Annotated in this window: 21 protein-coding genes; 11 read left to right on the top strand and 10 right to left on the bottom strand. The window is 72.2% G+C overall.

Annotated features, from left to right (window positions below; all coding sequences use genetic code 11):
- Nucleotides 1–61: 61 nt before the first annotated feature.
- The gene (locus IE99_RS0116500; protein WP_030170922.1) at nucleotides 62–532 is read right to left on the bottom strand and encodes a MarR family winged helix-turn-helix transcriptional regulator; all 471 of its coding nucleotides are present in this window, start codon (nucleotides 530–532) and stop codon (nucleotides 62–64) included.
- 61 nt (nucleotides 533–593) lie between these two features.
- Between IE99_RS0116500 and IE99_RS0116495 the strand changes: the two genes are divergently transcribed.
- Nucleotides 594–1,007, top strand: coding sequence for a cupin domain-containing protein (locus tag IE99_RS0116495; protein ID WP_030170918.1), 414 nt, complete (start codon nucleotides 594–596; stop codon nucleotides 1,005–1,007).
- Between the two features lie 26 nt (nucleotides 1,008–1,033).
- Here the strand turns inward: IE99_RS0116495 and IE99_RS0116490 are convergent, their stop codons facing one another.
- Complete coding sequence (locus tag IE99_RS0116490) at nucleotides 1,034–1,678, bottom strand: LuxR C-terminal-related transcriptional regulator (RefSeq protein ID WP_030170916.1); 645 nt, start codon at nucleotides 1,676–1,678, stop codon at nucleotides 1,034–1,036.
- Nucleotides 1,630–2,928: a sensor histidine kinase gene (locus IE99_RS0116485; RefSeq protein WP_245623232.1), complete on the bottom strand. Its 1,299-nt coding sequence runs from the start codon at nucleotides 2,926–2,928 to the stop codon at nucleotides 1,630–1,632. The genes IE99_RS0116490 and IE99_RS0116485 overlap by 49 nt, the downstream gene beginning before the upstream one ends.
- A gap of 186 nt (nucleotides 2,929–3,114) precedes the next feature.
- On the opposite strand from IE99_RS0116485, the gene IE99_RS0116480 reads away from it, so the two are divergent.
- Nucleotides 3,115–5,604 (top strand): Tex family protein, encoded by a 2,490-nt coding sequence (locus IE99_RS0116480; protein WP_030170901.1) that lies wholly within the window; start codon nucleotides 3,115–3,117, stop codon nucleotides 5,602–5,604.
- Nucleotides 5,605–5,626: 22 nt separating this feature from the next.
- Here IE99_RS0116480 and IE99_RS0116475 read toward each other — a convergent pair whose 3' ends face one another.
- A complete protein-coding gene (locus IE99_RS0116475; RefSeq protein ID WP_030170898.1) occupies nucleotides 5,627–6,784 on the bottom strand; it encodes a DMT family transporter in 1,158 nt (385 codons plus the stop codon).
- Nucleotides 6,785–7,060: 276 nt separating this feature from the next.
- Here IE99_RS0116475 and tig point away from each other — a divergent pair, with 276 nt between their 5' ends.
- The 6 genes from tig (at nucleotide 7,061) to IE99_RS0116445 (ending at nucleotide 12,541) form a co-directional block, all read left to right on the top strand.
- On the top strand, nucleotides 7,061–8,494 hold the full coding sequence (tig, locus tag IE99_RS0116470) for a trigger factor (protein ID WP_030170895.1): 1,434 nt from the start codon (nucleotides 7,061–7,063) through the stop codon (nucleotides 8,492–8,494).
- A gap of 212 nt (nucleotides 8,495–8,706) precedes the next feature.
- Complete coding sequence (locus IE99_RS0116465; protein WP_084219548.1) at nucleotides 8,707–9,339, top strand: ClpP family protease; 633 nt, start codon at nucleotides 8,707–8,709, stop codon at nucleotides 9,337–9,339.
- Nucleotides 9,340–9,402: 63 nt separating this feature from the next.
- Nucleotides 9,403–10,065: an ATP-dependent Clp protease proteolytic subunit gene (locus tag IE99_RS0116460; protein ID WP_084219567.1), complete on the top strand. Its 663-nt coding sequence runs from the start codon at nucleotides 9,403–9,405 to the stop codon at nucleotides 10,063–10,065.
- A gap of 178 nt (nucleotides 10,066–10,243) precedes the next feature.
- Complete coding sequence (gene clpX / locus IE99_RS0116455) at nucleotides 10,244–11,518, top strand: ATP-dependent Clp protease ATP-binding subunit ClpX (RefSeq protein ID WP_030170887.1); 1,275 nt, start codon at nucleotides 10,244–10,246, stop codon at nucleotides 11,516–11,518.
- A gap of 160 nt (nucleotides 11,519–11,678) precedes the next feature.
- On the top strand, nucleotides 11,679–12,071 hold the full coding sequence (locus IE99_RS0116450) for a helix-turn-helix domain-containing protein (RefSeq protein ID WP_030170885.1): 393 nt from the start codon (nucleotides 11,679–11,681) through the stop codon (nucleotides 12,069–12,071).
- Between the two features lie 59 nt (nucleotides 12,072–12,130).
- On the top strand, nucleotides 12,131–12,541 hold the full coding sequence (locus IE99_RS0116445; RefSeq protein ID WP_030170883.1) for a VOC family protein: 411 nt from the start codon (nucleotides 12,131–12,133) through the stop codon (nucleotides 12,539–12,541).
- Here the strand turns inward: IE99_RS0116445 and IE99_RS0116440 are convergent.
- Nucleotides 12,522–13,691 carry an MFS transporter gene (locus tag IE99_RS0116440; RefSeq protein ID WP_030170881.1) on the bottom strand — a complete coding sequence of 390 codons (1,170 nt, stop codon included), beginning with the start codon at nucleotides 13,689–13,691 and terminating at the stop codon, nucleotides 12,522–12,524. The genes IE99_RS0116445 and IE99_RS0116440 overlap by 20 nt on opposite strands.
- 59 nt (nucleotides 13,692–13,750) lie before the next feature.
- Here IE99_RS0116440 and IE99_RS0116435 point away from each other — a divergent pair, with 59 nt between their 5' ends.
- Entirely contained in the window at nucleotides 13,751–14,743 is a 993-nt protein-coding gene (locus IE99_RS0116435; RefSeq protein ID WP_030170879.1) for a helix-turn-helix domain-containing protein, read from the top strand.
- Here the strand turns inward: IE99_RS0116435 and IE99_RS0116430 are convergent.
- The 4 genes from IE99_RS0116430 to IE99_RS0116415 are packed head-to-tail and all read right to left on the bottom strand — an operon-like array spanning nucleotide 14,727 to nucleotide 17,381.
- Complete coding sequence (locus IE99_RS0116430; protein WP_030170877.1) at nucleotides 14,727–15,032, bottom strand: DUF6191 domain-containing protein; 306 nt, start codon at nucleotides 15,030–15,032, stop codon at nucleotides 14,727–14,729. The two genes, IE99_RS0116435 and IE99_RS0116430, sit on opposite strands and share 17 nt — an antisense overlap.
- Before the next feature lie 18 nt (nucleotides 15,033–15,050).
- Nucleotides 15,051–15,905, bottom strand: a complete 855-nt coding sequence (locus IE99_RS0116425) for an SCO6745 family protein (protein ID WP_030170875.1) — start codon at nucleotides 15,903–15,905, stop codon at nucleotides 15,051–15,053.
- A 40-nt stretch (nucleotides 15,906–15,945) separates the two neighbouring features.
- Entirely contained in the window at nucleotides 15,946–16,599 is a 654-nt protein-coding gene (locus IE99_RS0116420; RefSeq protein ID WP_030170872.1) for a response regulator transcription factor, read from the bottom strand.
- The gene (locus IE99_RS0116415; protein WP_051712581.1) at nucleotides 16,596–17,381 is read right to left on the bottom strand and encodes a sensor histidine kinase; all 786 of its coding nucleotides are present in this window, start codon (nucleotides 17,379–17,381) and stop codon (nucleotides 16,596–16,598) included. Before IE99_RS0116415 ends, IE99_RS0116420 begins: the two co-directional genes overlap by 4 nt.
- A 190-nt stretch (nucleotides 17,382–17,571) precedes the next feature.
- Here IE99_RS0116415 and IE99_RS0116410 point away from each other — a divergent pair, with 190 nt between their 5' ends.
- Complete coding sequence (locus IE99_RS0116410) at nucleotides 17,572–20,190, top strand: valine--tRNA ligase (protein WP_030170865.1); 2,619 nt, start codon at nucleotides 17,572–17,574, stop codon at nucleotides 20,188–20,190.
- Nucleotides 20,191–20,273: 83 nt separating this feature from the next.
- Complete coding sequence (locus tag IE99_RS0116405) at nucleotides 20,274–21,167, top strand: hypothetical protein (protein ID WP_030170863.1); 894 nt, start codon at nucleotides 20,274–20,276, stop codon at nucleotides 21,165–21,167.
- On the opposite strand, the gene IE99_RS0116400 is transcribed toward IE99_RS0116405, so the two are convergent.
- Nucleotides 21,124–22,335: a folylpolyglutamate synthase/dihydrofolate synthase family protein gene (locus IE99_RS0116400; RefSeq protein ID WP_030170860.1), complete on the bottom strand. Its 1,212-nt coding sequence runs from the start codon at nucleotides 22,333–22,335 to the stop codon at nucleotides 21,124–21,126. The two genes, IE99_RS0116405 and IE99_RS0116400, sit on opposite strands and share 44 nt — an antisense overlap.
- Between the last annotated feature and the right edge of the window lie 26 nt (nucleotides 22,336–22,361).

The following is a 22,361-nucleotide window of genomic DNA, read 5'->3' as shown; positions in this document are numbered from 1 at the left end:
CCCGGAACGGGCCGGAACGGTGGTCCGGTCGCCTGCCTGGAGACGTACGGGCGGAGTTTTTTCAGGACGTCCCGAACCAGCCCGGCATGTCCAGCCGCCAGAGGTCGGCCGGGGTGATCGCGCGCAGGTCGTCCTCCAGGGCGCGGAGCCGGTCCGGGCCCAGCCGCCCCGCCAGATCGGACCGGATGCGGTCGAAGATCCGCGCGGACCGGGCGAGCGCGTCCACCCCCCGCTCCGTCAGCCGGACGATCTTGCGCCGCGCGTCGTCCGGGTCGGACGTCCGCACCACGTACCCCATCCGCTCCAGGGATTCGACCATCTTTCCGGCCGCCTGCTTGGACACCCCGAGCCGCCTGCCGAGCTCGACCGCCGTGCTGCCGTCCGGGCCGATCGCCTGGAAGACGAAGCCGTGCATCGGGCGCAGGTCGGGATGGCCCTGCGCGTCGAGCTCGGCGTGCAGGTCGTCGATGATCACCCGGAACGCGAGGAAGAGGCGCAGCGGCAACTCGAAGCCCGGCGGATCGCTTGACATAACGGACAACCTCGTTGACTATATGGACAACTTCATTGACCAATCTAGGGGATCGCCCACCATGACGCTCATCCGCGCGGCCGAGAGCCGCCGCACCGAGACGCCCAACGGCGTCATGACCACGCTCGCCACGCCCACGCAGGGCGGCACGTCCGGCCTGGCCGTCTGGCGCGTCGACATGGCGCCCGGACGCACCGGCCCCCGCCACGCCTTCGACACCGAGCAGATCTGGACGTTCCTCGACGGGGCCGCCACCGTGGACCTCGACGGCCGCACGCTCCACGCGGCCCCGGGCGACACCCTCGTCCTGCCCCCGGACGTCCCGCGCCGGATGACGACCGACGGGGGCTTCACCGCCGTCGTCACCGCCCCGGCCGGGTGCCTCGTCTACGACCCGGAAGCGGCCGTCTCCGAGGCCAAGTGCGACCTCGAGCCGCAGGGGAACGAGCGGATCGTCCCGCCCTGGGCAACCTGATCAGACACCGGAGTACCGTGCCGCGATCAGGCGCCGAGGAATTTCAGGACGGCGAGGACGCGGCGGTTGTCGTCCTCCGACCGAGGCAGCCCGAGCTTGCCGAAGATGCTGTTCGTGTGCTTGCTGACGGCCTTCTCGGTGACGAACATCCGGGCGGCGATCGCGGCGTTCGAGCGGCCCTCGGCCATCAGCCCGAGCACCTCGCGCTCGCGGGGGGTCAGCGTCCGCAGCGGCTCCTCGCGGGCGTGCCGGGTCAGCAGCTGCGCCACCACGTCCGGGTCGAGCGCCGTGCCGCCGCCGGCGACGCGGCGGACGGCGTCCACGAACTGCGCGACGTCCGACACGCGGTCCTTCAGCAGGTATCCGAGGCCGCCGGAGCCGTCCGACAGCAGCTCCCGCGCGTAGAGCTGCTCCACATGCTGCGACAGCACCAGCACCGGGAGGCCCGGAACCCGCTTGCGGGCCTCCAGCGCCGCCTTCAGGCCCTCGTCGGTGAAGGTGGGCGGGAGCCGCACGTCCACCACGGCCACGTCCGGACGGTGCGTCGTCAGCGCCCGCAGCAGCGACGGGCCGTTGTCGACCGCCTCCACCACCTCGAGGCCGAACGCCTCGAGCAGGCGGATCAGTCCGTCCCGGAGGAGGGCGAGGTCTTCGGCGAGGACAACGCGCACGGCAGCTCCATGGTCACGACGGTCGGCCCGCCCGGGGGGCTGGACACGATCATGATCCCATCGAACGCGGCGAGGCGCCGCTCGATCCCGCGCATCCCGCCGCCGGACGCGGGGTCGGCGCCGCCCGTCCCGTCGTCGCCGACCAGCATGACGAGCCGGCCGCGCACGTGCTCCAGCCGCACCCGCGCCCGCGTGGCCCCGGAGTGCTTGACGACGTTCGCGAGCATCTCCGCCACGGCGAAGTAGGCCGCCGACTCCACCGGCGCCTCCGCGCGTCCGGGAAGGTCGATCCGGACGTCGACCGGCATCGGCAGGGAGAGCGCGAGCGCCTGCACGGCGCCGTCGAGCCCGCGCTCCGCCAGCACCGGCGGGTGGATGCCCCGGACGAGGTCGCGCAGCTCCGTCAGCGCGGTCCCGCTCGACTCGCGCGCCTCCGCCAGCAGCCGCCGCGCGGTCTCGGGGGCGTGCTTCATCATCTCCTCGGCCAGCCCGATGTTCATCGACAGCGCGACCAGCCGGGCCTGCGCGCCGTCGTGCAGGTCGCGCTCGATGCGCCGCAGCTCCGCCGCCGACGCGTCCACGGTCTGCGAGCGGCTCTCCGCGAGCTGCGCGACCCGCTCCGTCAGCGCCCGCCTCGTCGGCGACAGCAGCGACGCGCCGAACAGCGCGTGCGCCTTCAGCAGCCGCTCACCGACCGGCACCGACACCACCGCGAGGACGGCGCCGAGCACGACCGTCCCCGCGAAGCCGAACGCGCCGAAGTCGGTGATGTGCCAGAACGGCCCCCAGCCGTAGTCGGTCAGCAGCGCGACCCACCACGCCACGAACACGCCCTCCAGCCCGTAGACGAGCAGGCCCGCCGACAGGACGCCGATGACCAGGGCCACCGGCACGTTCAGGAACGACCACAGCAGGTCCCGCCAGGTCGCCGGGTCGCCCATCACCCACTTCAGCCGGGGGATCGGCGCCGCCGCCCCGGCGGGCTCCGGCCGGTACGGCTCGGCGATCCGGACGCCCGACCAGTCCGCCGCAAGCCGCCGCTGAAGGTTCGCGACGGCGCGGGTCGCGAGGACGACCGCCGGCAGCAGCACGATCCCGACCCCGAGCGGGATGAACACGATCGACAGGACGGTCAGGATGAACAGCGGCAGGTTCACCGCGAAGGCCAGCACGATGTGGGTCATGCCGCGGGCCAGGTTCGCGACCGCCCGCCCGGCCGGCCGGCCCGCCGTGTTCCCCTGCTCTTCCACGCGTCCTCCCGAGGTTCCGTCCGGACGCCCAACGCGGCGGCGCCCGGTGCGATCATTGTGTCGCCGGGCCCGGGACGAATCGGTAGGGAAAAGTCCCGGATCCGGAGGGAACGCGGGGGAGTTATCCCTACCATCGCCGCACAGGCGATCCTCAGGGGAAGAAAGCGAAGCCAAGACGTGACGACCATCAGCCAGACGTCCGCCGGGCCGGGGGCGCACGCCGTCCGGCCCATCACCGACCGCATCGCCGGCGAGCTCGGCGTCCGGGAGGGGCAGGTCAGGGTCGCGGTGGACCTGCTCGACGGCGGGGCGACCGTCCCGTTCATCGCCCGCTACCGCAAGGAGGTGACCGGCGCGCTCGACGACGCGCAGCTGCGCGCGCTGGAGGAGCGCCTGCGCTACCTGCGCGAACTGGACGAGCGCCGCGCCGCGATCCTGGAGTCGGTCGAGTCGCAGGGCAGGCTGACCGGCGAGCTGCGCGAGCAGATCATGGCGGCCGAGTCGAAGGCCCGGCTGGAGGACATCTACCTCCCGTACAAGCCGAAGCGGCGCACCAAGGCGCAGATCGCCCGCGAGGCGGGGCTGGAGCCGCTCGCCGAACTGCTGCTGGGCGACCCGTCCCACGACCCGCGCGAGGCCGCCGTCCCCTACGTCGACGCCGAGAAGGGCGTCGCGGACGAGGCGGCCGCGCTGGAGGGGGCCCGCGCGATCCTGGTCGAGCGGTTCGCCGAGGACGCCGACCTCATCGGCGGGCTCCGCGAGCGGATGTGGAACAAGGGACGCGTCGTGTCGCGCGTCCGCGAGGGCAAGGAGGAGGCCGGCGCGAAGTTCGCCGACTACTTCGAGTTCGCCGAGCCGTTCACGAAGCTGCCGTCCCACCGGGTCCTGGCGCTGTTCCGCGGCGAGAAGGAAGAGGTCCTCGACCTGGACCTCGAGCCGGAGGAGGCGCCGGACGAGCCGTCCGCGCGCACGTCCTTCGAGGTGGAGATCGCGCGCCGGTTCCGGATCGCCGACCAGGGCCGCCTTGCGGACAAATGGCTGCTGGACGCCGTCCGCTGGGCCTGGCGCACGCGCATCCTCGTGCACCTCGGCATCGACCTGCGCACGCGGCTGCGCCAGGAGGCCGAGGACGAGGCCGTCCGGGTGTTCGCGGCGAACCTCCGCGACCTGCTGCTCGCCGCCCCCGCCGGGACCCGCGCCACGATGGGGCTCGACCCGGGCCTGCGCACCGGCGTGAAGGTCGCGGTCGTGGACGCTACGGGCAAGGTCGTCGCGACGGACACGATCTACCCGCACGAGCCCCGGCGCCAGTGGGACCAGTCGCTGGCGACCCTCGCGAGGCTCGCGAAGCGGCACGACGTCGACCTCGTCTCCATCGGCAACGGGACGGCGTCCCGCGAGACCGACAAGCTCGCCGCCGACCTCATCGCCCGGCACCCCGAGCTGGAGCTCACGAAGATCATGGTGTCGGAGGCCGGCGCGTCGGTGTACTCGGCGTCCGAGTACGCGGGCCGCGAGCTGCCCGGCATGGACGTGTCGCTGCGCGGCGCGGTGTCGATCGCCCGCCGGCTGCAGGACCCGCTCGCCGAGCTCGTCAAGATCGACCCGAAGTCCATCGGCGTCGGCCAGTACCAGCACGACATCTCCGAGGTGAAGCTGTCGCGCTCCCTCGACGCCGTCGTCGAGGACTGCGTGAACGCCGTCGGCGTGGACGTCAACACCGCGTCCGCGCCGCTGCTCACCCGCGTGTCCGGGATCAGCGAGGGCCTCGCCGAGAACATCGTGGCGCACCGCGACGCCAACGGCCCGTTCCGAAACCGCTCCGGCCTGAAGGACGTCCCGCGGCTGGGCCCGAAGGCGTTCGAGCAGTGCGCGGGCTTCCTGCGCATCCCGGGCGGCGACGACCCGCTGGACGCGTCCAGCGTGCACCCCGAGGCGTACCCGGTCGTCCGGCGGATCCTGGACGCGGCGGGAACCGACGTCAAGGGCCTCATCGGGAACACGGCGGCGCTGCGGTCGCTGCGGCCGGCCGAGTTCGTCGACGACACGTTCGGGCTGCCGACGGTCACCGACATCCTCTCCGAGCTGGAGAAGCCGGGCCGCGACCCCCGGCCGGCGTTCCGGACGGCGACGTTCAAGGAGGGCGTCGACAAGCTCTCCGACCTGGAGCCCGGCATGATCCTGGAGGGCGTCGTCACCAACGCGGCCGCGTTCGGCGCGTTCGTGGACGTCGGCGTGCACCAGGACGGCCTCGTCCACATCTCCGCCATGTCCGACAAGTTCGTCTCGGATCCGCGCGAGGTGGTGAAGCCGGGCGACATCGTCCGGGTGAAGGTCCTGGAGGTCGACCTGCCGCGCAAGCGCATCTCGCTCACGCTGCGGCTGGACGACGAGCCGGGCCGCGCCGGGCAGGAACGCGGCGGCCGGCGCGGCCCCGGCCAGGGCGCGGCTCAGGGCGGCGGCGGTCGACAGGGGCAGCAGGACCGGCAGGGCGGCGGCCGTCGCGGCGGCCGGCAGGGGCAGCAGGGCGGCGGCGGACAGGGCGGCGGTCAGCGCGGGGGAGGCGGCCGCCGCGACGCTCAGCGGGGCGGCGGCGCCCCGGCCGGGGGCGGCGCGATGGCCGAGGCGCTCCGGCGCGCGGGCCTGGACAAGGGACTCCCGGACAAGAAGCGCTGACGGCCCCGCGCCACCGCTCCCGTCACCGTTCCCGGCGCGGCGGCCGGAAGTCCTCCGGCCGCCGCGGCGGGTGCGCGTTCGGCGGGCGGGGCGGCGGCGCGGCGCCGGGCGGGCGGTCGTAGGGGCCGCGCCCCAGCGGATCCTGCGCGTACGGGCCGCGCTGCGGCGGCGGTGGCATCGGCGGCGCGCCGAGGATCGGCCGCGGGTCGGTGAACCGGGGATCGCCGAGGACGGGCCCGCCCCGATGCGGGTCCCCGAACGGGTCCTGCGCGGACGGCGCCTCGTGACCGCGGCCGTGCTCCGGCTCGTCCGGGACGTCGTGGACGGGCCGGTGCCGGGGGAACTGCGCGACGGCGATCGCGCCGAGCGCCAGGGCGGCGAGCCGGACCGCGGAGTTCGCCATGTCGCGCGGCCACGGCTCCGCGTACATGAACGTGCCCATCGTCAGCAGGTACGACTTGGCGCTGACGGTCATGACCGTCGACACGATCGACACGCGGCAGCGCTGGAACGCCGTCACCATGATCCCGAACCCGATCGCGGCGGCGACGACCGTCAGGTACGGCCACGGCGTGGTGAGGATGCGGAGGCTCGTCGCGTACGGGTCGTCGCTCCAGCCCTTGATCGCCAGCTCGGCGGTGCCGACCGGGAAGCCGGAGCTCAGCCCGTAGGCGATGCCGGTGATCGGACGGGCGTGCCGGCCGTCCGGGCGGTGGTCGCCCAGCACCAGGATGAACACCGGCACCAGCACCGCCGGACCGACCACGACGCCGATCTTCCACAGCGGGACGTCCACCGAGCCGATCGGTTCGCTGCCGCCGACCGACGCGGTGAGCAGCAGGATCGCCGAGCCGATGAGCACCAGGCTGAGCCATTCGCGGGCGGTGAGCCGCTCGCCGAAGAACGCCATGGAGATCACCAGCAGCGGGATGATCCCGGACATGAAGATCGGCACCGCGGTCGACAGCGGCAGTTCGCGGAGCGCCACGATCTGCAGGGTGAGCCCGCCGAGGACGAGGGTGAGCGCGATGAGGAAGACCCAGTTGCCGAGGATCGTCCAGATCATGTGGAGGATCCTGTTGCCGCGCAAAGGGGCCATCCGGTCGGCCGCCAGCTTGAAGACGGCGAATCCGACGTAATAGAGAGCGGTCGCGCTGAATGCCGCAGCTATCCCGTTCATCCCGAGTGAGTATGGGGGTTCGCGTGCTATATGTCACTGCCCGTGTGGCGCGGTTGACACCATCTCGCCGGTATGGACCGCTCCGCACCGTCCGGCGGCGGGTTTCCGGACCGACCGGGCCTCCGATGTCCGCAGTCGCCGCCGCTACCCCATAGACTTGACGCGCGAAGGCGCGCGGCCGCATATCGGCATGCCCGCGCCCACCGAAGACTGACTGGCTGAGCACGCGTCGAACGCCGCGGCCGAGACAGCGCCCGATCAAGGAGACCTACCCCAGTGAAGACCGATGTCGAGGAGCTGACCCCCACGCGGGTCAAGCTCACCGTCGAGGTTCCGTTCGACGAGCTCAAGCCGAATCTCGACAAGGCGTACAAGGAGATCTCGCAGCAGGTGCGGATCAAGGGCTTCCGGCCCGGCAAGGTCCCCGCCCCGCTGATCGACAAGTACGTCGGCCGGGGCGCGGTCCTCCAGGAGGCGGTCAACGACGCGCTTCCGGAGCTGTACGGCCGCGCCGTGGAAGAGACCGAGATCTTCGTTCTCGGCCAGCCGGACGTCGAGGTGACCAGGCTCGAGGACGGCGACCAGTTCGCGTTCACCGCCGAGGTCGACATCCGGCCGAAGTTCGACGTGCCCGAGTACGACGGCCTCGAGGTCGTCGTCGAGGACGCCGAGGTCACCGACGAGAAGATCGACGAGGCCCTCGGAAACCTGCGCGAGCGGTTCGCCTCGCTGACCACGGCCGACCGCGCCGCCGCGGAGGGCGACTTCGCCACCGTCGACCTCGTCGCGAAGATCGACGGCGAGGAGGTGGCCGACGCGTCCACGTCCGGCTACTCCTACGAGGTCGGCAGCAAGTCGGCCATCGAGGGCCTGGACGAGGCCGTCACCGGCCTGTCCGCGGGCGAGTCCGCGACCTTCACCGGCACCCTGCCCGGCGGCGAGCACGCCGGCGAGGAGGCCGAGATCACCGTCACGGTGCAGAGCGTCAAGGTCAAGGACCTGCCCGAGCTGGACGACGAGTTCGCCCAGCTCGCCAGCGAGTTCGACACGATCGAGGAGCTGCGCGGCGACGTCCGCGAGCGGCTCGGCCGCCAGGTCCGGCTCCAGCAGCTGTCGGACGCCCGCGACAAGGCGCTCGAGGCCCTCCTGGAGAAGGTCGACATCCCCCTGCCGGACAAGGTCGTCGAGGAGGAGGTCTCCCGCCGCCACCAGCAGCTCGAGCAGCAGCTGATGATGGCGGGCATGACCAAGGAGGCCTACCTCGAGGAGGAGGAGAAGTCCGAGGAGGACTTCGAGACCGAGGTCGCCGACGCCGCCCGGCTCGCGGTCAAGGGCGGGTTCGTCCTCGACCAGCTCGCCGTCCAGGAGGAGCTGGGCGTCGAGAACGAGGAGCTCAGCGAGTACGTCGTCACGCAGGCGATGCAGATGGGCGTGGCGCCGCAGCAGCTCGCCCAGTACCTCACCGAGAACAACCAGCTGCCCGCGATCGTCTCCGAGGTGCTGCGCAACAAGGCGCTGAACCTCATCGTCGAGCACGTCACGGTGAAGGACGAGTCCGGCAACGAGATCGACGTGAAGGCCGTCCAGCGCGAGCTCGGCGGCGAGACCGTCGAGGCCGGCGACGAGAGCGCGGCGCAGGACGCCGCCGACGAGAGCGCCGAGAGCGCCGAGGAGACCCCGGCCGCCGAGTCGGAGAACACCGAGAAGTAGGACATTCTCGACCGTTCGCGGCTGAATCCAGCACACCGGGCACGCCCCGCACCCCCTCCCGGGTGCGGGGCGTCGCACGTTCGGACGATCTTCGTCATGCCCGGGTACGCCCCTGGCGAAAAGCCGCCCCCCTGGGCTTAACCCGGTCGCCGAGCGCGTTACTGTCCAATCATCCGAACCGATCAAAAGGACCGGAGGAACACCCGGTGAGCATGCCTCCGACTTTCGACGAGCCGACGCGGATCATGGGCCGGGTCGCCGAGGCGCCCCAGCTGCCTCTCGGCGACCAGCTGTTCCAGTGGCTGCTGCGCGAGCGGATCGTCTTCCTCGGCCAGCAGGTCGACGACGACATCGCCAACCGCATCTGCGGCCAGCTGCTGCTGCTGTCCGCCCAGGACGGGCGCCGCGACATCACGCTCTACATCAACTCGCCCGGTGGCTCCGTCACGGCCGGCATGGCGATCTACGACATCATGCAGTACGTGCCGAACGACATCGTCACGGTGGGCATGGGCCTCGCCGCGTCGATGGGGCAGTTCCTGCTGTGCGCCGGGACGACCGGCAAGCGGTACGCGCTGCCGCACGCCCGGATCATGATGCACCAGCCGTCCGGCGGCATCGGCGGCACGGCCTCCGACATCAAGATCCAGGCCGAGCAGATGCTCTACGTCAAGAAGACGCTGGCCGAGAAGATCGCCTTCCACACCGGCCAGCCGCTGGACCAGATCGAGGCCGACTCCGACCGCGACCGCTGGTTCACCGCCGACGAGGCGAAGGACTACGGCTTCGTGGACCACGTGGTCCTCAGCGCCAACCAGGTGCCCTCCGAGGGCCCCGTCTCCTGACGACCTGATCAGATATCCGGAGGCACAACAGTGAGCGACCTGATCCGACCCGGCTTCGGTGACCTGATCCGTCCGGGCGTCCAGGCGGGCGGTTCCCCGAGGCCGGTGGACGACCGCTACATCATTCCGTCCTTCGTCGAGCGCACCACGTACGGGGTCAAGGAGATGAACCCGTACAACAAGCTCTTCGAGGAGCGCATCATCTTCCTTGGCGTCCAGATCGACGACGCGTCCGCCAACGACGTGATGGCCCAGCTGATCACGCTGGAGTCGATCGACCCGGACCGCGACATCAGCATCTACATCAACTCGCCCGGCGGCTCGTTCACCGCCATGACGGCGATCTACGACACGATGCAGTTCGTCAAGCCGGAGATCCAGACGGTCTGCATCGGCCAGGCCGCCTCGGCCGCCGCGGTGCTGCTCGCGGCGGGTACGCCGGGCAAGCGCGCCGCGCTGCCGAACTCGCGTATCCTGATCCACCAGCCGGCGACCGAGGGAACCTACGGTCAGTCCAGCGACATCGAGATCCAGGCCCGCGAGATCATGCGGATCCGTGAGCTCCTTGAGGACATTCTCGCCCGCCACAGCGGGAAGACCATCGACGAGGTCCGCAAGGACATCGAACGGGACAAGATCCTGACGGCGGACGAGGCCAAGGAGTACGGCCTCATCGACGACGTCTTCGTCAGCAGGAAGCGCAAACCCGAGGTAGTGTCGTCCTGAGACGGCACGAGGACGAGGGAGTCCCCCAGCCCGGTCGTTGATCTTCCGGGCGGAGGGGCTCACCGACTCCACACGAGACGGTAACGTCGAGTCCAACGTCGAGAGCCCTCGGGACGCAAGACCGAGAACCCGCCGCAACCTCTCAGGGCGGGCGGCCCCACGAAAAGGAGACAGTTGGGTGGCACGCATCGGCGACGGTGGTGACCTGCTCAAGTGCTCGTTCTGCGGGAAGAGCCAGAAGCAGGTCAAGAAGCTCATCGCGGGTCCGGGCGTGTACATCTGCGACGAGTGCATCGATCTCTGCAACGAGATCATCGAGGAGGAGCTGTCCGAGACCTCCGACCTCAAGTGGGACAACCTGCCCAAGCCGCGCGAGATCTACGAGTTCCTCGACTCGTACGTCATCGGGCAGGACACGGCGAAGAAGGCCCTGTCCGTCGCCGTGTACAACCACTACAAGCGGATCCAGTCGGGTGATTCCGGCCGGGACGACCCGGTCGAGATCGGCAAGTCGAACATCCTGCTGCTCGGCCCGACCGGATCCGGCAAGACGCTGCTCGCGCAGACGCTCGCCAAACTCCTCAACGTCCCGTTCGCGATCGCGGACGCCACGGCGCTGACGGAGGCCGGATACGTCGGCGAGGATGTCGAGAACATCCTCCTGAAACTGATCCAGGCGGCCGACTACGACGTCAAGAAGGCCGAGACCGGGATCATCTACATCGATGAGGTCGACAAGGTCGCCCGCAAGAGCGAGAACCCGTCGATCACCCGGGACGTCTCCGGTGAGGGCGTCCAGCAGGCCCTGCTGAAGATCCTGGAGGGCACCACCGCGAGCGTCCCGCCGCAGGGCGGACGCAAGCACCCCCACCAGGAGTTCATCCAGATCGACACCACGAACGTGCTGTTCATCTGCGGCGGCGCCTTCGCCGGCCTGGAGAAGATCGTCGAGTCGCGGGTCGGCAAGCAGGGGATGGGCTTCGGCGCCCAGATCCGCTCCAAGGCCGACTTCGGGGAGTCCTCCGCCGTCCTCGGCGACGTGATGCCGGAGGACCTGCTGAAGTTCGGGATGATCCCCGAGTTCATCGGCCGGCTCCCGGTGATCACGTCGGTCCACAACCTGGACCGCCAGGCGCTGATCAACATCCTGACCGAGCCGAAGAACGCCCTGGTGCGCCAGTACCACCGGCTGTTCGAGCTGGACGGCGTCGACCTGGAGTTCACCGACGACGCCCTCGAGGCGATCGCCGACCAGGCCATCCTCCGCGGCACCGGCGCCCGCGGCCTCCGCGCGATCATGGAGGAGGTCCTCCTCTCGGTCATGTACGAGGTCCCGTCGCGCCATGACGTCGCCCGCGTCGTCATCACCCGCGAGGCCGTCCTGGAGCACGTGAACCCGACCCTCGTCCCGCGCGACCGCCCGAAGCGCGAACCGCGCGAGAAGTCGGCCTGACGAACGGACGAACGCCCCCGGCCCGCCCGGGGGCGTTCCGCTTTCCCGGAAGATGATGACGTCATGGAGTACGTTATCCAGCACGGAGCGTCATCGGTAGTCCTTTCGCCAACTTTCCTTCAAGGACGCCGCACCGCTCCGGACATGGTGAGATGGCGTCGTGAGCCGCGCCACCGAGGACACCAACCGCCGCATGCTCCGCGCGCGGGACGCGATGGACCGCGCCTATGCCGAGCCCCTGGACGTCCCGTCCCTGGCCCGCATCGCCCACGTGTCCGAGGCTCACTTCACCCGCACGTTCCGCGCCACGTTCGGCGAGACCCCGCACCGCTACCTCCAGCGCCGCCGGGTGGAGCGGGCGATGTACCTGCTGCGGCAGACCGACCGCAGCATCACCGACATCTGCTTCGAGGTCGGCTTCGGCAGCCCGGGCACCTTCAGCCGCACCTTCCGCGACATCGTCGGCCGCTCGCCGCGCGAGTACCGCAAGGAGGCGACGGCCAAGCACGTGCCGACCTGCTTCACGATGGCGTGGACCCGCCCGCGGGGCTGACCGCCGACAGAGCAGTTTCGGATAAGTTTTCCGGCGCCGCCCTCGGTAGCGTGATCCACATGTTCAACGCCATCACGCACTCGCAGATCTACGTCCTCGACCAGGACGAGGCCCTCGACTTCTACGTCGGCAAGCTCGGCCTGGAGGTCAAGAGCGACATCGACCTCGGCTTCATGCGCTGGCTGACGGTCAACGTCCCCGACGCCCCGGACCGCGAGATCCTGCTGGAGAAGCCGGGCGGCCCGATGATGTCGGAGGAGACCGCGCAGCAGGTCCGCGAGCTGCTGACCAAGGGCGCGACCGGCGGCCACCTCTTCTTCTCCACGGACGACTGCCGCAAGACGTACGAGACGCTCCTCGCCAAGGGCGTCGAGTTCACCCAGGAGCCGACCGAGCAGCCGTACGGCATCGACGCCGGCCTCCGCGACCCCTTCGGCAACAGCATCCGCTTCACCCAGCCGAAGGCCTGACCCCCGTTCCGCGCAGGATGGACAGGGCGACCAGCGCGGACGCCGCCGCCAGGGCGGCGATCGCCGCCGAGGGTGCGGTGACCTCGGCGAGGCCGCCCGCCAGCGCCGCGCCGCCGCCCTGAGCCGCGAGCATGCCGGACGAGTGGAGCCCGAGCGCGTGCCCGCTCAACTCGTCCGGCGTAGCCTCCATCAGCCGTTCCTGCAGAACGAGCCCGGACGCGTACCCGACGGTGGCGATCGTGACGGCCACCATCGCCACCGCGGGCGCGGGGTTCAGAACGAAGATCAGGTACGGCAGGGCCAGCAGCAGGCACAGCGGGAGGGCGAGCCGCTCCCGCCACCGCCGGGAGACGAAACGGCCGACCCATATGTCGCCGGCCAGCATGCCCGCCGCCCCGCAGGCGAACAGCAGGCCCGCGTGCCGGGGCGAATACGGAACGTAGAGGGATTCGCAACCCACGATCAGCCCGTTCGGCACCCAGAGTGCCATGTAGACGCGACGCCGTGCGGGGCACGACCAGAGCCGCGCGTTGCCGCGCCAGGTCGCCGCCGCGGAGGGGCGTCCCGCCGCGCGCGGTGGCCGTGCGCGCAGGCCGAGCCGAGCGACGGCTGCGCACGCGAGATGCGCCGCGGCCGCGGTGAGCAGCGCGCCGCGCGGCGACAGGACGGCGACGAGCACCCCGCCGCCCGCGAACCCGCAGACCTGCACCACCCCGGACGCGATGTTCAGCACGGAGCGTCCGAGCAGGTATCCGTCCCGCGCGACGATCTCGTTGAGCAGCCCGTACCGTACGCCCCCGCCCAGGGCGCCGGCCGCGCCTAGCGCGAGCGTGACCCCGAAGAGCACCCACAGCGGCAGCCCGGGGACGGCCAGCGCGGCGGTGCCGAGCCCGAAGGCCAGTGAGAGGACCGTCAGGGCGGTGCGCGGCGGCAGCCCGTCGGCGGCCGACAGCAGCGTCGCCGCCCCGAGCACGTGTGCAAGGGCGGGACCGAACATGGCCAGGGACGACAGCAGGGGTGAGCCGGTCGCCGTGTAGACCAGCACGGCCAGCGCCAGGCCGCTCACCGTCTGCGCCGCGACCTGGCCGGCGGACGTGAGGAAAAGCGGTGTGAACTCCGGCGTCCGGAAGAGCCCCTGATATGTGCGCATCCGCGGAGTCTCGGAGAGGGCGCGGGCAGGCGGGTACTGTTTCGCTGGGAGGCGAAACGATGGGGTGGTGGCAGGTCAACGCGGACACGCTCGCGCGCGTACGCTTCGTCGTCTCACCCCTGGCCGAGGTGATCGCGGTCCTCAAGACGCTGGAGCGCGCCACGGCGGCGCACCCCGGCGAGCGCGCCTGGCTCGACGCCCACCTGCCCGCCTACGGAGCGCGCATCGCGGGCGACCCCGTCACCGGCCTGCTGATCCGGGCGGCGTTGGGCAGCACGTGGAACGCCACCTTCCTCACGCCCACCCCCACCGGCGAGGACGAACCCGATTTCGCGCGGGAACTGTCCCGCATACGCAGGACGCCTTCGGACACCGCCCGTGCCGATCTCACCGTGTCGCTCGGTGTCCCGCTCCCCGCCGCACTGCACCGTGATGATCTCGCTGACCGCACCGCCGACCTGCTGCAATGGATCTGGGACACGGCGGTCGCCGCCGACTGGCCGCGCCGCCGCGAGATCATCAAGGCCGACATCGTCGCTCGCACCGCGAGGCTGAGCGAGGGGGGATGGGCGGCGGCGCTGGACGGCATGCGTCCTGGCATGCGGTGGCTGGGGGACGGGCGGCTGCAGATCACCGCGCACGACCATCCCCCGCGCGAACTCTCCGCGGCTCAGCTGATGTTCGTTCCCGTGACGCTGTGTCAGAGCTGGCTCTGCTGGGATAGCACAGATCGGAACGCCGTTGTCTATCCCTGCTCGGGGACGCTCGCCGGGGTGGGGAGGGCGCCGCTCCCGGACGGTCTTGGGCGGCTGCTCGGGTCGGCGCGGGCGGGTGTTCTCGTCCTTCTCGGCAGTCCCATGACCACGACGGAGCTGGTCGCCGTGACCGGTCAGGGCCTCGGTTCGGTGGGCCGCCACCTCAGGGTCCTGTTCGACGCGGGCCTGGTCCACCGTCGCCGTACCGGCCGTTCGGTCCTGTACTACCGGACGGAGGCCGGTGACGTCCTCGTGGCGGCACGTCGCGGCGGCGGGGGGCTCAGCGCGGGGGCCTGATCGTCGCCTTTCCGCCGTCCAGGTCGACGGTCGTGCGGGGCGCGCCGTCCTCCTCGTCGTCGCGCTGGAGGAGCGCGGAGTGGCGTTCCTTCAGCTCGTGGGCCTTGCCCGGGGAGAAGGACGCGTGCAGGTGCTCGAAACCGGTCGCCGACACCTGGCCTTGGCGCGCGCCGGAGCGCCACGGGAGGACGCCGGTGCGTCCGGCGCGCAGCATCAGCTGGTCGACGAAGGCGACGGCGGTCAGCAGCAGGACGAGGCCCGGCAGGGTCACGAAGACGATGAGCGCCATACCGTCGAGTATCCGGTATCAGCGGGGCGGCGCTTGCACCTTTCCGATGCCGAGGGCGTTCTCCGTCGGCAGGTGGCCCGTCTTCAGCACCCTCACCAGGAGGGGGCGGATCAGCTCGGCCAGGCGTTCGGCCTTCACCTCGCCCAGGGCCTCCCACGGGCGCCGGGCCAGGTCGTCCGTGACGCGCTCGACGGAGTCGCGGAGGTCGCGGCAGGCGTCGGTGGCGGTGCCGTCGGGGTTCAGCAGGCCGCGGGAGACGAGGCGTTCCCGCGCGGCGTCCCATTCCTCGTCCGTCCAGCCGCGGGTGGAGAGGGTCTTGCGGGAGGCGGCGTCGATGGCGGTGAAGGAGACGAGCGCCTCGACCGGGTCGAGGCCGGCCGCGAGGAGCGCCGCGAAGTGGCCGTCGCCGCGGTGCTCCCGGAGGATGCCGAGGGCGTGCCAGAGGGCGAGGTGGGGCTCGTCCGGCCAGGGCAGTTCGGCGTTCGCGGCGGAGAGGGCGCGGCCCGCGAGGTCCGCCGCCCCGGCGGCCTCCCGCGCCAGGGCGGCCGCCTCGGTCGGGTCGCCTTCGAGGAGGGGGCGGTACACGTCGTCCACGGCGCGCAGCCGGGCGTCCAGGACGTGGTCGGGCGAGGCGATCGCCCAGGCGGCCGGGATGTGCTCGGCCACCAGCCGGGGGCTGAAGACGTAGAACGCCGACGCGACGCGCTCCACGCCGGCGGCTCCGAGGGGAGCGGCCCGCCACGCGAAGTAGTGCGGCCACATGGTGTCGGTCTTGTAACCGAGCGCGGCGGCTGCGGCGGACGTCTCGGGGGCGTACCAGAACAGGGCGTGGACGGCTTCGAGCTGGTGCCACATCCGACGGGCGACAGACATGGATCTCCTTCCGCAAGGTGCGGCAAGTCTGTCATTCCGGTCAGGTGCGGGAGTCGCCCAGCCCCGCCTCGCGCGCCAGGACGATCGCCTGCGCCCGGTCGGCCACGTGCAGCTTCATGAAGATGTTCGACACGTGGTTGCGGACGGTCTTCTGGCTCAGGAAGAGCGTCGCGGCGATCTCCGCGTTGCTGCGGCCCTGCGCGATCAGTTCGAGGACCTCCCGCTCCCGCTCCGTGAGCTGCGGGAACGCGGCCTGGCGCGGGTCGGGCATGTCGGTGAAGTAGGTCAGGACGCGGCGCGCGATCTCCGGCCCGTAGATCGCCTCGCCGGCGGCGACGGCCCGGACCGCGCGGGCGATCTCCTCGGCGCCCGACTCCTTCAGCAGGTAGCCGCGGGCGCCCGCGCGCATGGCCGCGAAGACGGAGTCGTCGTCGCGGAACATCGTCAGCACGAGGACGCCGATGCGCGGCGACGTGCGGGTGATGGTGCGGGTCGCCTCGATGCCGTTGCCGCCGGGCATGTGGAGGTCCATGACGACGACGTCCGGCTGGAGCTCGGCGGACAGCTGCACGGCGTCCGGGCCGCATTCGGCCTCACCGACGACCTCGACGCCGAGCGCCTGGAGCAGGCCCTTCAGCCCTTGCCGGAACACCGGGTGGTCGTCGGTGATCAGGACCCTGATGGTGTCGGTCACTTCCTGTGCCTGCCTCGTGCGTGTGCGGGGGGAACCCGATCGTACTGGTCGGGGAGGGGCAGCCGGGCGGTCACGACGGTGCCGCCGCCGACGCGGGGCGTGATGCTGCAGGAGCCGCCGAGCTCGGCCGCCCACTCCTTCATCGCCGCGAGGCCGCGCCGGGGCCTCGGGTGGCCGTTGAGCGGCGGTCCCGGTCCGGAGTCGGCGACCATCACGTGGAGGTCGGCGTCGTCGCGGCCGAGGTGGACGAGCGCGGTGCCCTTCGGGGCGTGCAGCCGGATGTTCGTCAGGGCCTCCTGGACGATCCGGTACGCGGCGACCTCGACGGCGGCGGGCAGGTCGGCGGCGTCGCCGTCGAACCGGACGTCGACGCGCTCGCAGCAGCCCTCGGCGAACGACTCGATCGCGGCGACGAGGCCGAGGTCGTCCAGCGCGGGCGGGCGCAGCCCGTGCGCGAGGTCGCGGATCTCGCCGACGGCGGTCGCGATCCGGTCGCGGACGTCGGACAGGACGGGGTCCATCCGCTCGGGCTCGCCCGCGAGGGTGAGGCGCGCCGCGTCCAGGGACATCGCGAGGCTGGCGAGCGTCGGGCCGAGGCCGTCGTGCAGGTCGTTGCGCAGCCGGCGCCGCTCCTCCTCGTGGCTGGCGAGGATCCGCTCGCGGGACCGCTGCAGGTCGGACGTGAGGCGCAGGAGATGCGGGATGGTCGCGACGTGCGCCGCCACCGCGCCCGCGGTGAACGCGCCGGCCAGCACGGCGACGCGTGCCACTAGCGCTCGCATCCCGTTTTCCTCTCCGCTCGGCGTCCGGCCGTCCACAGCTTTGCGGGTGGGGCGACCCGATGTCAGGTGACCGGTGTCCCGCCCCCACCGGGAAAGCCCGCTCCGATCAGCCCTCCACGTCGGCACGTACGCGGCGGGACGGGTGGTGCGGCGGGGCGTTCCGGGTCGGGGGCCCGTAGAATCTACCGGCGTGACACAGCCTGGTAACGAGCGCGGCCACGGTGCCGCCGACGTCGATCTGCCCACCCAGTACCGTCCGGCCGAGGTCGAGGGCCGGCTCTACGAGCGCTGGGTATCGGCGGGGCTGTTCACCGCCGATCCCGGGCGTGATCCGGGACGTCCCGCGTACTCGATCGTGATCCCGCCGCCGAACGTGACGGGGTCCCTGCACATGGGGCACGCGCTCGACCACTCGATCCAGGACACGCTGATCCGGCGCCGCCGCATGCAGGGGCACGAGACGGTGTGGGTGCCCGGCATGGACCACGCGGGCATCGCCACGCAGAACGTCGTGGAGCGGGAGCTGGCGAAGGAGGGCCTGTCCCGGCACGACCTGGGGCGGGAGAGGTTCGTCGAGCGGGTCTGGAAGTGGAAGGGCGAGTCCGGCGGACGGATCCTCGGCCAGATGCGGCGGCTCGGCGACAGCGTCGACTGGTCGCGCGAGGCGTTCACGATGGACGACGACCGCGCCCGCGCCGTACGGACGATCTTCAAGCGGCTGTTCGACGACGGCCTGATCCACCGCGCCGAGCGGATCATCAACTGGTGCCCGCGCTGCCTGACGGCGCTGTCGGACATCGAGGTGGAGCACGCGGACCGGGAGGGCGAGCTCGTCTCGATCCGGTACGGGAACGGAGCGGACGAGATCGTCGTCGCGACGACCCGGGCGGAGACGATGCTCGGCGACACCGCCGTGGCCGTCCATCCCGACGACGAGCGGTACCGGCACCTGGTGGGGCGGGAGATCGAGCTGCCGCTGACCGGCCGCCGCATCCCCGTGGTCGCGGACGAGCACGTCGACCCGGAGTTCGGCACCGGCGCGGTCAAGGTGACCCCGGCGCACGACCCGAACGACTTCGAGATCGGCCGCCGGCACGGCCTGCCGTCCCTGTCGGTGATGGACGAGCGGGGGGTCGTCACCGCGCACGGCCCGTTCGAGGGCCTGGACCGGTTCGAGGCGCGCCCGGCGGTCGTGGCGGCGCTGCGGGAGGAGGGCCGGATCGTCAAGGAGGTCCGCCCGTACGAGCACTCGGTGGGGCACTGCCAGCGCTGCGCGACGGTCGTGGAGCCGCGGGTGTCGCTGCAGTGGTTCGTCAAGGTGGCGCCGCTGGCGAAGGCGGCGGGCGACGCCGTCCGGGACGGCCGGGTCGCGATCCACCCGCCGGAGATGGCGGCCCGCTACTTCGAGTGGGTCGACGACATGCACGACTGGTGCATCAGCCGCCAGCTGTGGTGGGGGCACCGCATCCCGGTCTGGTACGGGCCGGACGGCGAGGTCGTGTGCCCGGGTCCGGACGAGGAGCCGCCCGCCGGGTACACGCAGGACTCCGACGTCCTCGACACGTGGTTCTCGTCGGCGCTGTGGCCGTTCTCCACGCTCGGCTGGCCGGACAAGACCCCGTCCCTGGAGCGCTTCTACCCGACGTCGGTGCTGGTCACCGGGTACGACATCCTGTTCTTCTGGGTCGCCCGCATGATGATGTTCGGGCTGTACGCGATGGACGGCGCGGTCCCGTTCCGGACGATCGCGCTGCACGGCATGGTCCGCGACCAGTTCGGCAAGAAGATGTCGAAGTCGTTCGGCAACGTCATCGACCCGCTCGACTGGATCGACGAGTACGGCGCGGACGCGACCCGCTTCACCCTGCTGCGCGGCGCGAACCCCGGCGGGGACGTCCCGGTGGCGGAGGACTGGGCGCAGGGCTCCCGCAACTTCTGCAACAAGCTGTGGAACGCGACCCGCTTCGCGATGATCAACGGCGCGCATGTGCGGGGTGACCTGCCCACCGAGGTCACGACCGTCGACGCGTGGATCCTGTCGCGGCTGCAGACGGTGATCGCGGAGGTCGACGCGCATCTGGAGGCGTTCGACTTCGCGAAGGCGTGCGAGACGCTCTACCACTTCGCGTGGGACGAGGTGTGCGACTGGTACGTGGAGCTGGCGAAGGTCCAGCTCGCGGACGAGCGTGCCGAGAGCACGCGGCGGGTGCTGGGCGAGGTGCTCGACAACCTGCTGCGGCTCCTGCACCCGGTGATCCCGTTCGTCACCGAGGAGCTGTGGACGTCGCTGACGGGCGGCGACACGATCGTCACCGCGCCGTGGCCGGCCGCGGACGCCGGACGCGCCGACCGGGGCGCCGAGGAGATCGTCGAGTCGCTGCAGCGGCTCGTCACGGAGGTCCGCCGGTTCCGCGCCGACCAGGGGCTGAAGCCGGGCCAGAAGGTCGCCGCCGCGCTGGAGTGGGGCGACTCTCCGCTCGCCGCGCACGAGGAGGGCGTCCGGGCGCTGCTGCGGGTGACCGTCCCGGGCGACGGGTTCGCGGCGACGGCGTCGCTGCCCGTGGAGGGCGTGACGGTCAGGCTCGACACCGCCGGGGCGATCGACGTCGCGGCCGAGCGGAGGCGGCTGGAGAAGGACCTGGCCGCGGCCCGGAAGGAGGCGGGCCAGATGCGCGCCAAGCTCGGCAACGAGGGGTTCCTCGCGAAGGCGCCGGAGGCCGTCGTCGCGAAGAACCGCGGCCGGCTCGCGCAGGCGGAGGCGGACATGGCCCGTCTGGAGGCGCAACTCGCGGCGCTGCCGGCGGGCTGAACCGGCCGGACGCGCCCGTCCCCGGGCTACCATCCCTGTGACCAATGGGGCATTGGCGGCAAATGGAATCTTCGGGGAGTGCAATGGCCGAGTCACCGCCGCGATCCGACGCGCAGGTCCCCGCGCCCGGTGACGAGCTGGAGGCGTCCCGCGCGATCGAGGGCGGCGCCGCGACGGCACCCGTGCCGTGGGGTTCGTCGCGGCCCTGGTGGCTGACATCCGACGGCGAGGGCTCCGGCGCCCACCCGGCCGTCGGGACCGGCCCGCACACCGCCGTGGGGACGGGCCCGCACCCCGCCCTGGGGACCGGGCCGCACCCCACGGCCGCGCCCGTCCCGGCGGGCTGGGACGGGCAGGCTCCGCCGGCGGCGTCCCGCAGGCCGCCCGTCCTGCTTCTGGGGGCGGCGGCGGGCGCGGTGCTGCTCCTCGTCCTGGTGGCGGGGGTGGTCGTGCTCCGGACGGGCGGCGGCGAGAAGAGCGGGGCCTCCGGCGGGCCCGCCGCGTCCACGCGGCGGATCGCCGCGGCGGCGACGGCCGGCGGCCTGGTCCGCGGCCAGACGCCCCCGGCGGCGACCGCCGCGTACCCGTTCGTCGAGGGAGCGGTCCAGGCGGGCGGTGTCCCGGCCGCGAAGGACGGCGTCGCCGTGTACGCGCAGCCTCCGGCGGGGCCGATGCAGATCCTGTTCATGGGCGGGACGGGCCGCGTCGGCGAGCCGGGGGCGTTCCTCGCCAGGATGCGCCCCACGACGGTCATCACGTCGGCGGCGGACGATCCCGGGCAGGGCGGCGGGAAGGCGATGTGCGGCACGTTCGCCGTCCTCGGCGACGTCCACGCCTACTGCGCGTGGGCCACCCGCGACTCGTTCGGGATCGTGGCGTCGGACGTCCCCCTGCCCGACCCCGCGAACGCGCGGGCGGCGGAACTCGCGCACCTCATGCGGGCGATCCGCCGGGACGTGGAGAAGCCTCGGCGCTGAACAGACGCTCCGTGTCGGCGTCCACCAGGTCGAGGACGCGCCCGACGAAGTAGACGGTCCCGAGGACGGCGACGCGGTGACCGAGGGTGGCCAGCGACTCGGGGGTGAGGGCGCCGGCGTCCACGACGTCCCAGGCGGGCGGCAGCGGACGGGTGAACCGCAGGTGCGGAATCGGCAGCCGCACGAACGTCACGGGCAGGTCGCCGAGGGCGGCGATCGCGCCGGTGAGGTCCTTGTGGTCGGGCAGGCAGACGACGGCGTGGTCGATGGCGCCCCACCGGCCGCGGGCGGCGGCGACGCCGGTTCCGTCGATGGCGCAGTCGGCGAGGATGGTCGTGGCCGTGCCGGGGACCGGATGCCACGAGAGCCGCCCCGGCAGGGTGAGCGACTCCAGTACCGCGTGGAGCCGCGCTTCCGGCGGCGGGTCCCCGGTGAGGCGGCGGGCGGCGACGACCCCCAGTTCGGCACTGGCCCGCCCCAGCCCGGGAGGCAGCAGCCGGGACGGCACGCCGCCGTCGCCGTCCGCCACGAACTCGACGCGCCCGCGCAGGGCCGCGCTCACGTCCGGGGACTGCGGCGCGGACAGGACCGCGCGCGTCCGCGCCCCCACCACGCCCAGCTTCTCCTCGGCGATCTCCGCGACCGTGTCGCCGAGAACTCCCACATGCTCCGCGAACACCGGCGTGAGGGCCGCGACGTCCGGCGGGAAGAGGCTCACCTCGTCCGACCGCCCGCCCATCCCCGCCTCCAGCACCAGGACATCGGCCGAAGCCCACCGGGCGAACAGCACCCCCGCGACGGTGAAGGCCCCGGACGGCGACAGGTAGCCCTCATCCGGCGGCAGCATCCCGGCGGCCTGCGACAGCGCGTCGGCCAGCGCTTTCAGATCGGCCTCGGAGACGGCATGCCCGTCGAGCCGGATCCGGTCCCGGTTCGTCCGGAGCCCGGGGGACGTGACGGTGCACACCCGCCGGCCGCCCGCCGCGAGCGCGGCCGACGCGAACGTCGCCGCCGTCCCCTTCCCCTTGGACCCGACGACGGTCAGTACCGGGACGCCGGGAACCGCCGCCCCGAGGAGCTCCGCCAGGGCGCGGGCCCGCGCGAGGCTCCGCCGCGCCCCCGGCGCGCGCCGCCGCCACTCCCGGAAGAACACCTCGTCGGCACCCACGGACCCATGCTTCCACGCCGGTGCGC

Origin of the sequence: Spirillospora albida (assembly GCF_000718255.1) — a bacterium.
In the GTDB taxonomy this organism is placed as follows: domain Bacteria; phylum Actinomycetota; class Actinomycetes; order Streptosporangiales; family Streptosporangiaceae; genus Spirillospora; species Spirillospora albida.
Note: the sequence above shows the minus strand (reverse complement) of the source record. Positions and strands in the feature narration are given on the sequence as shown.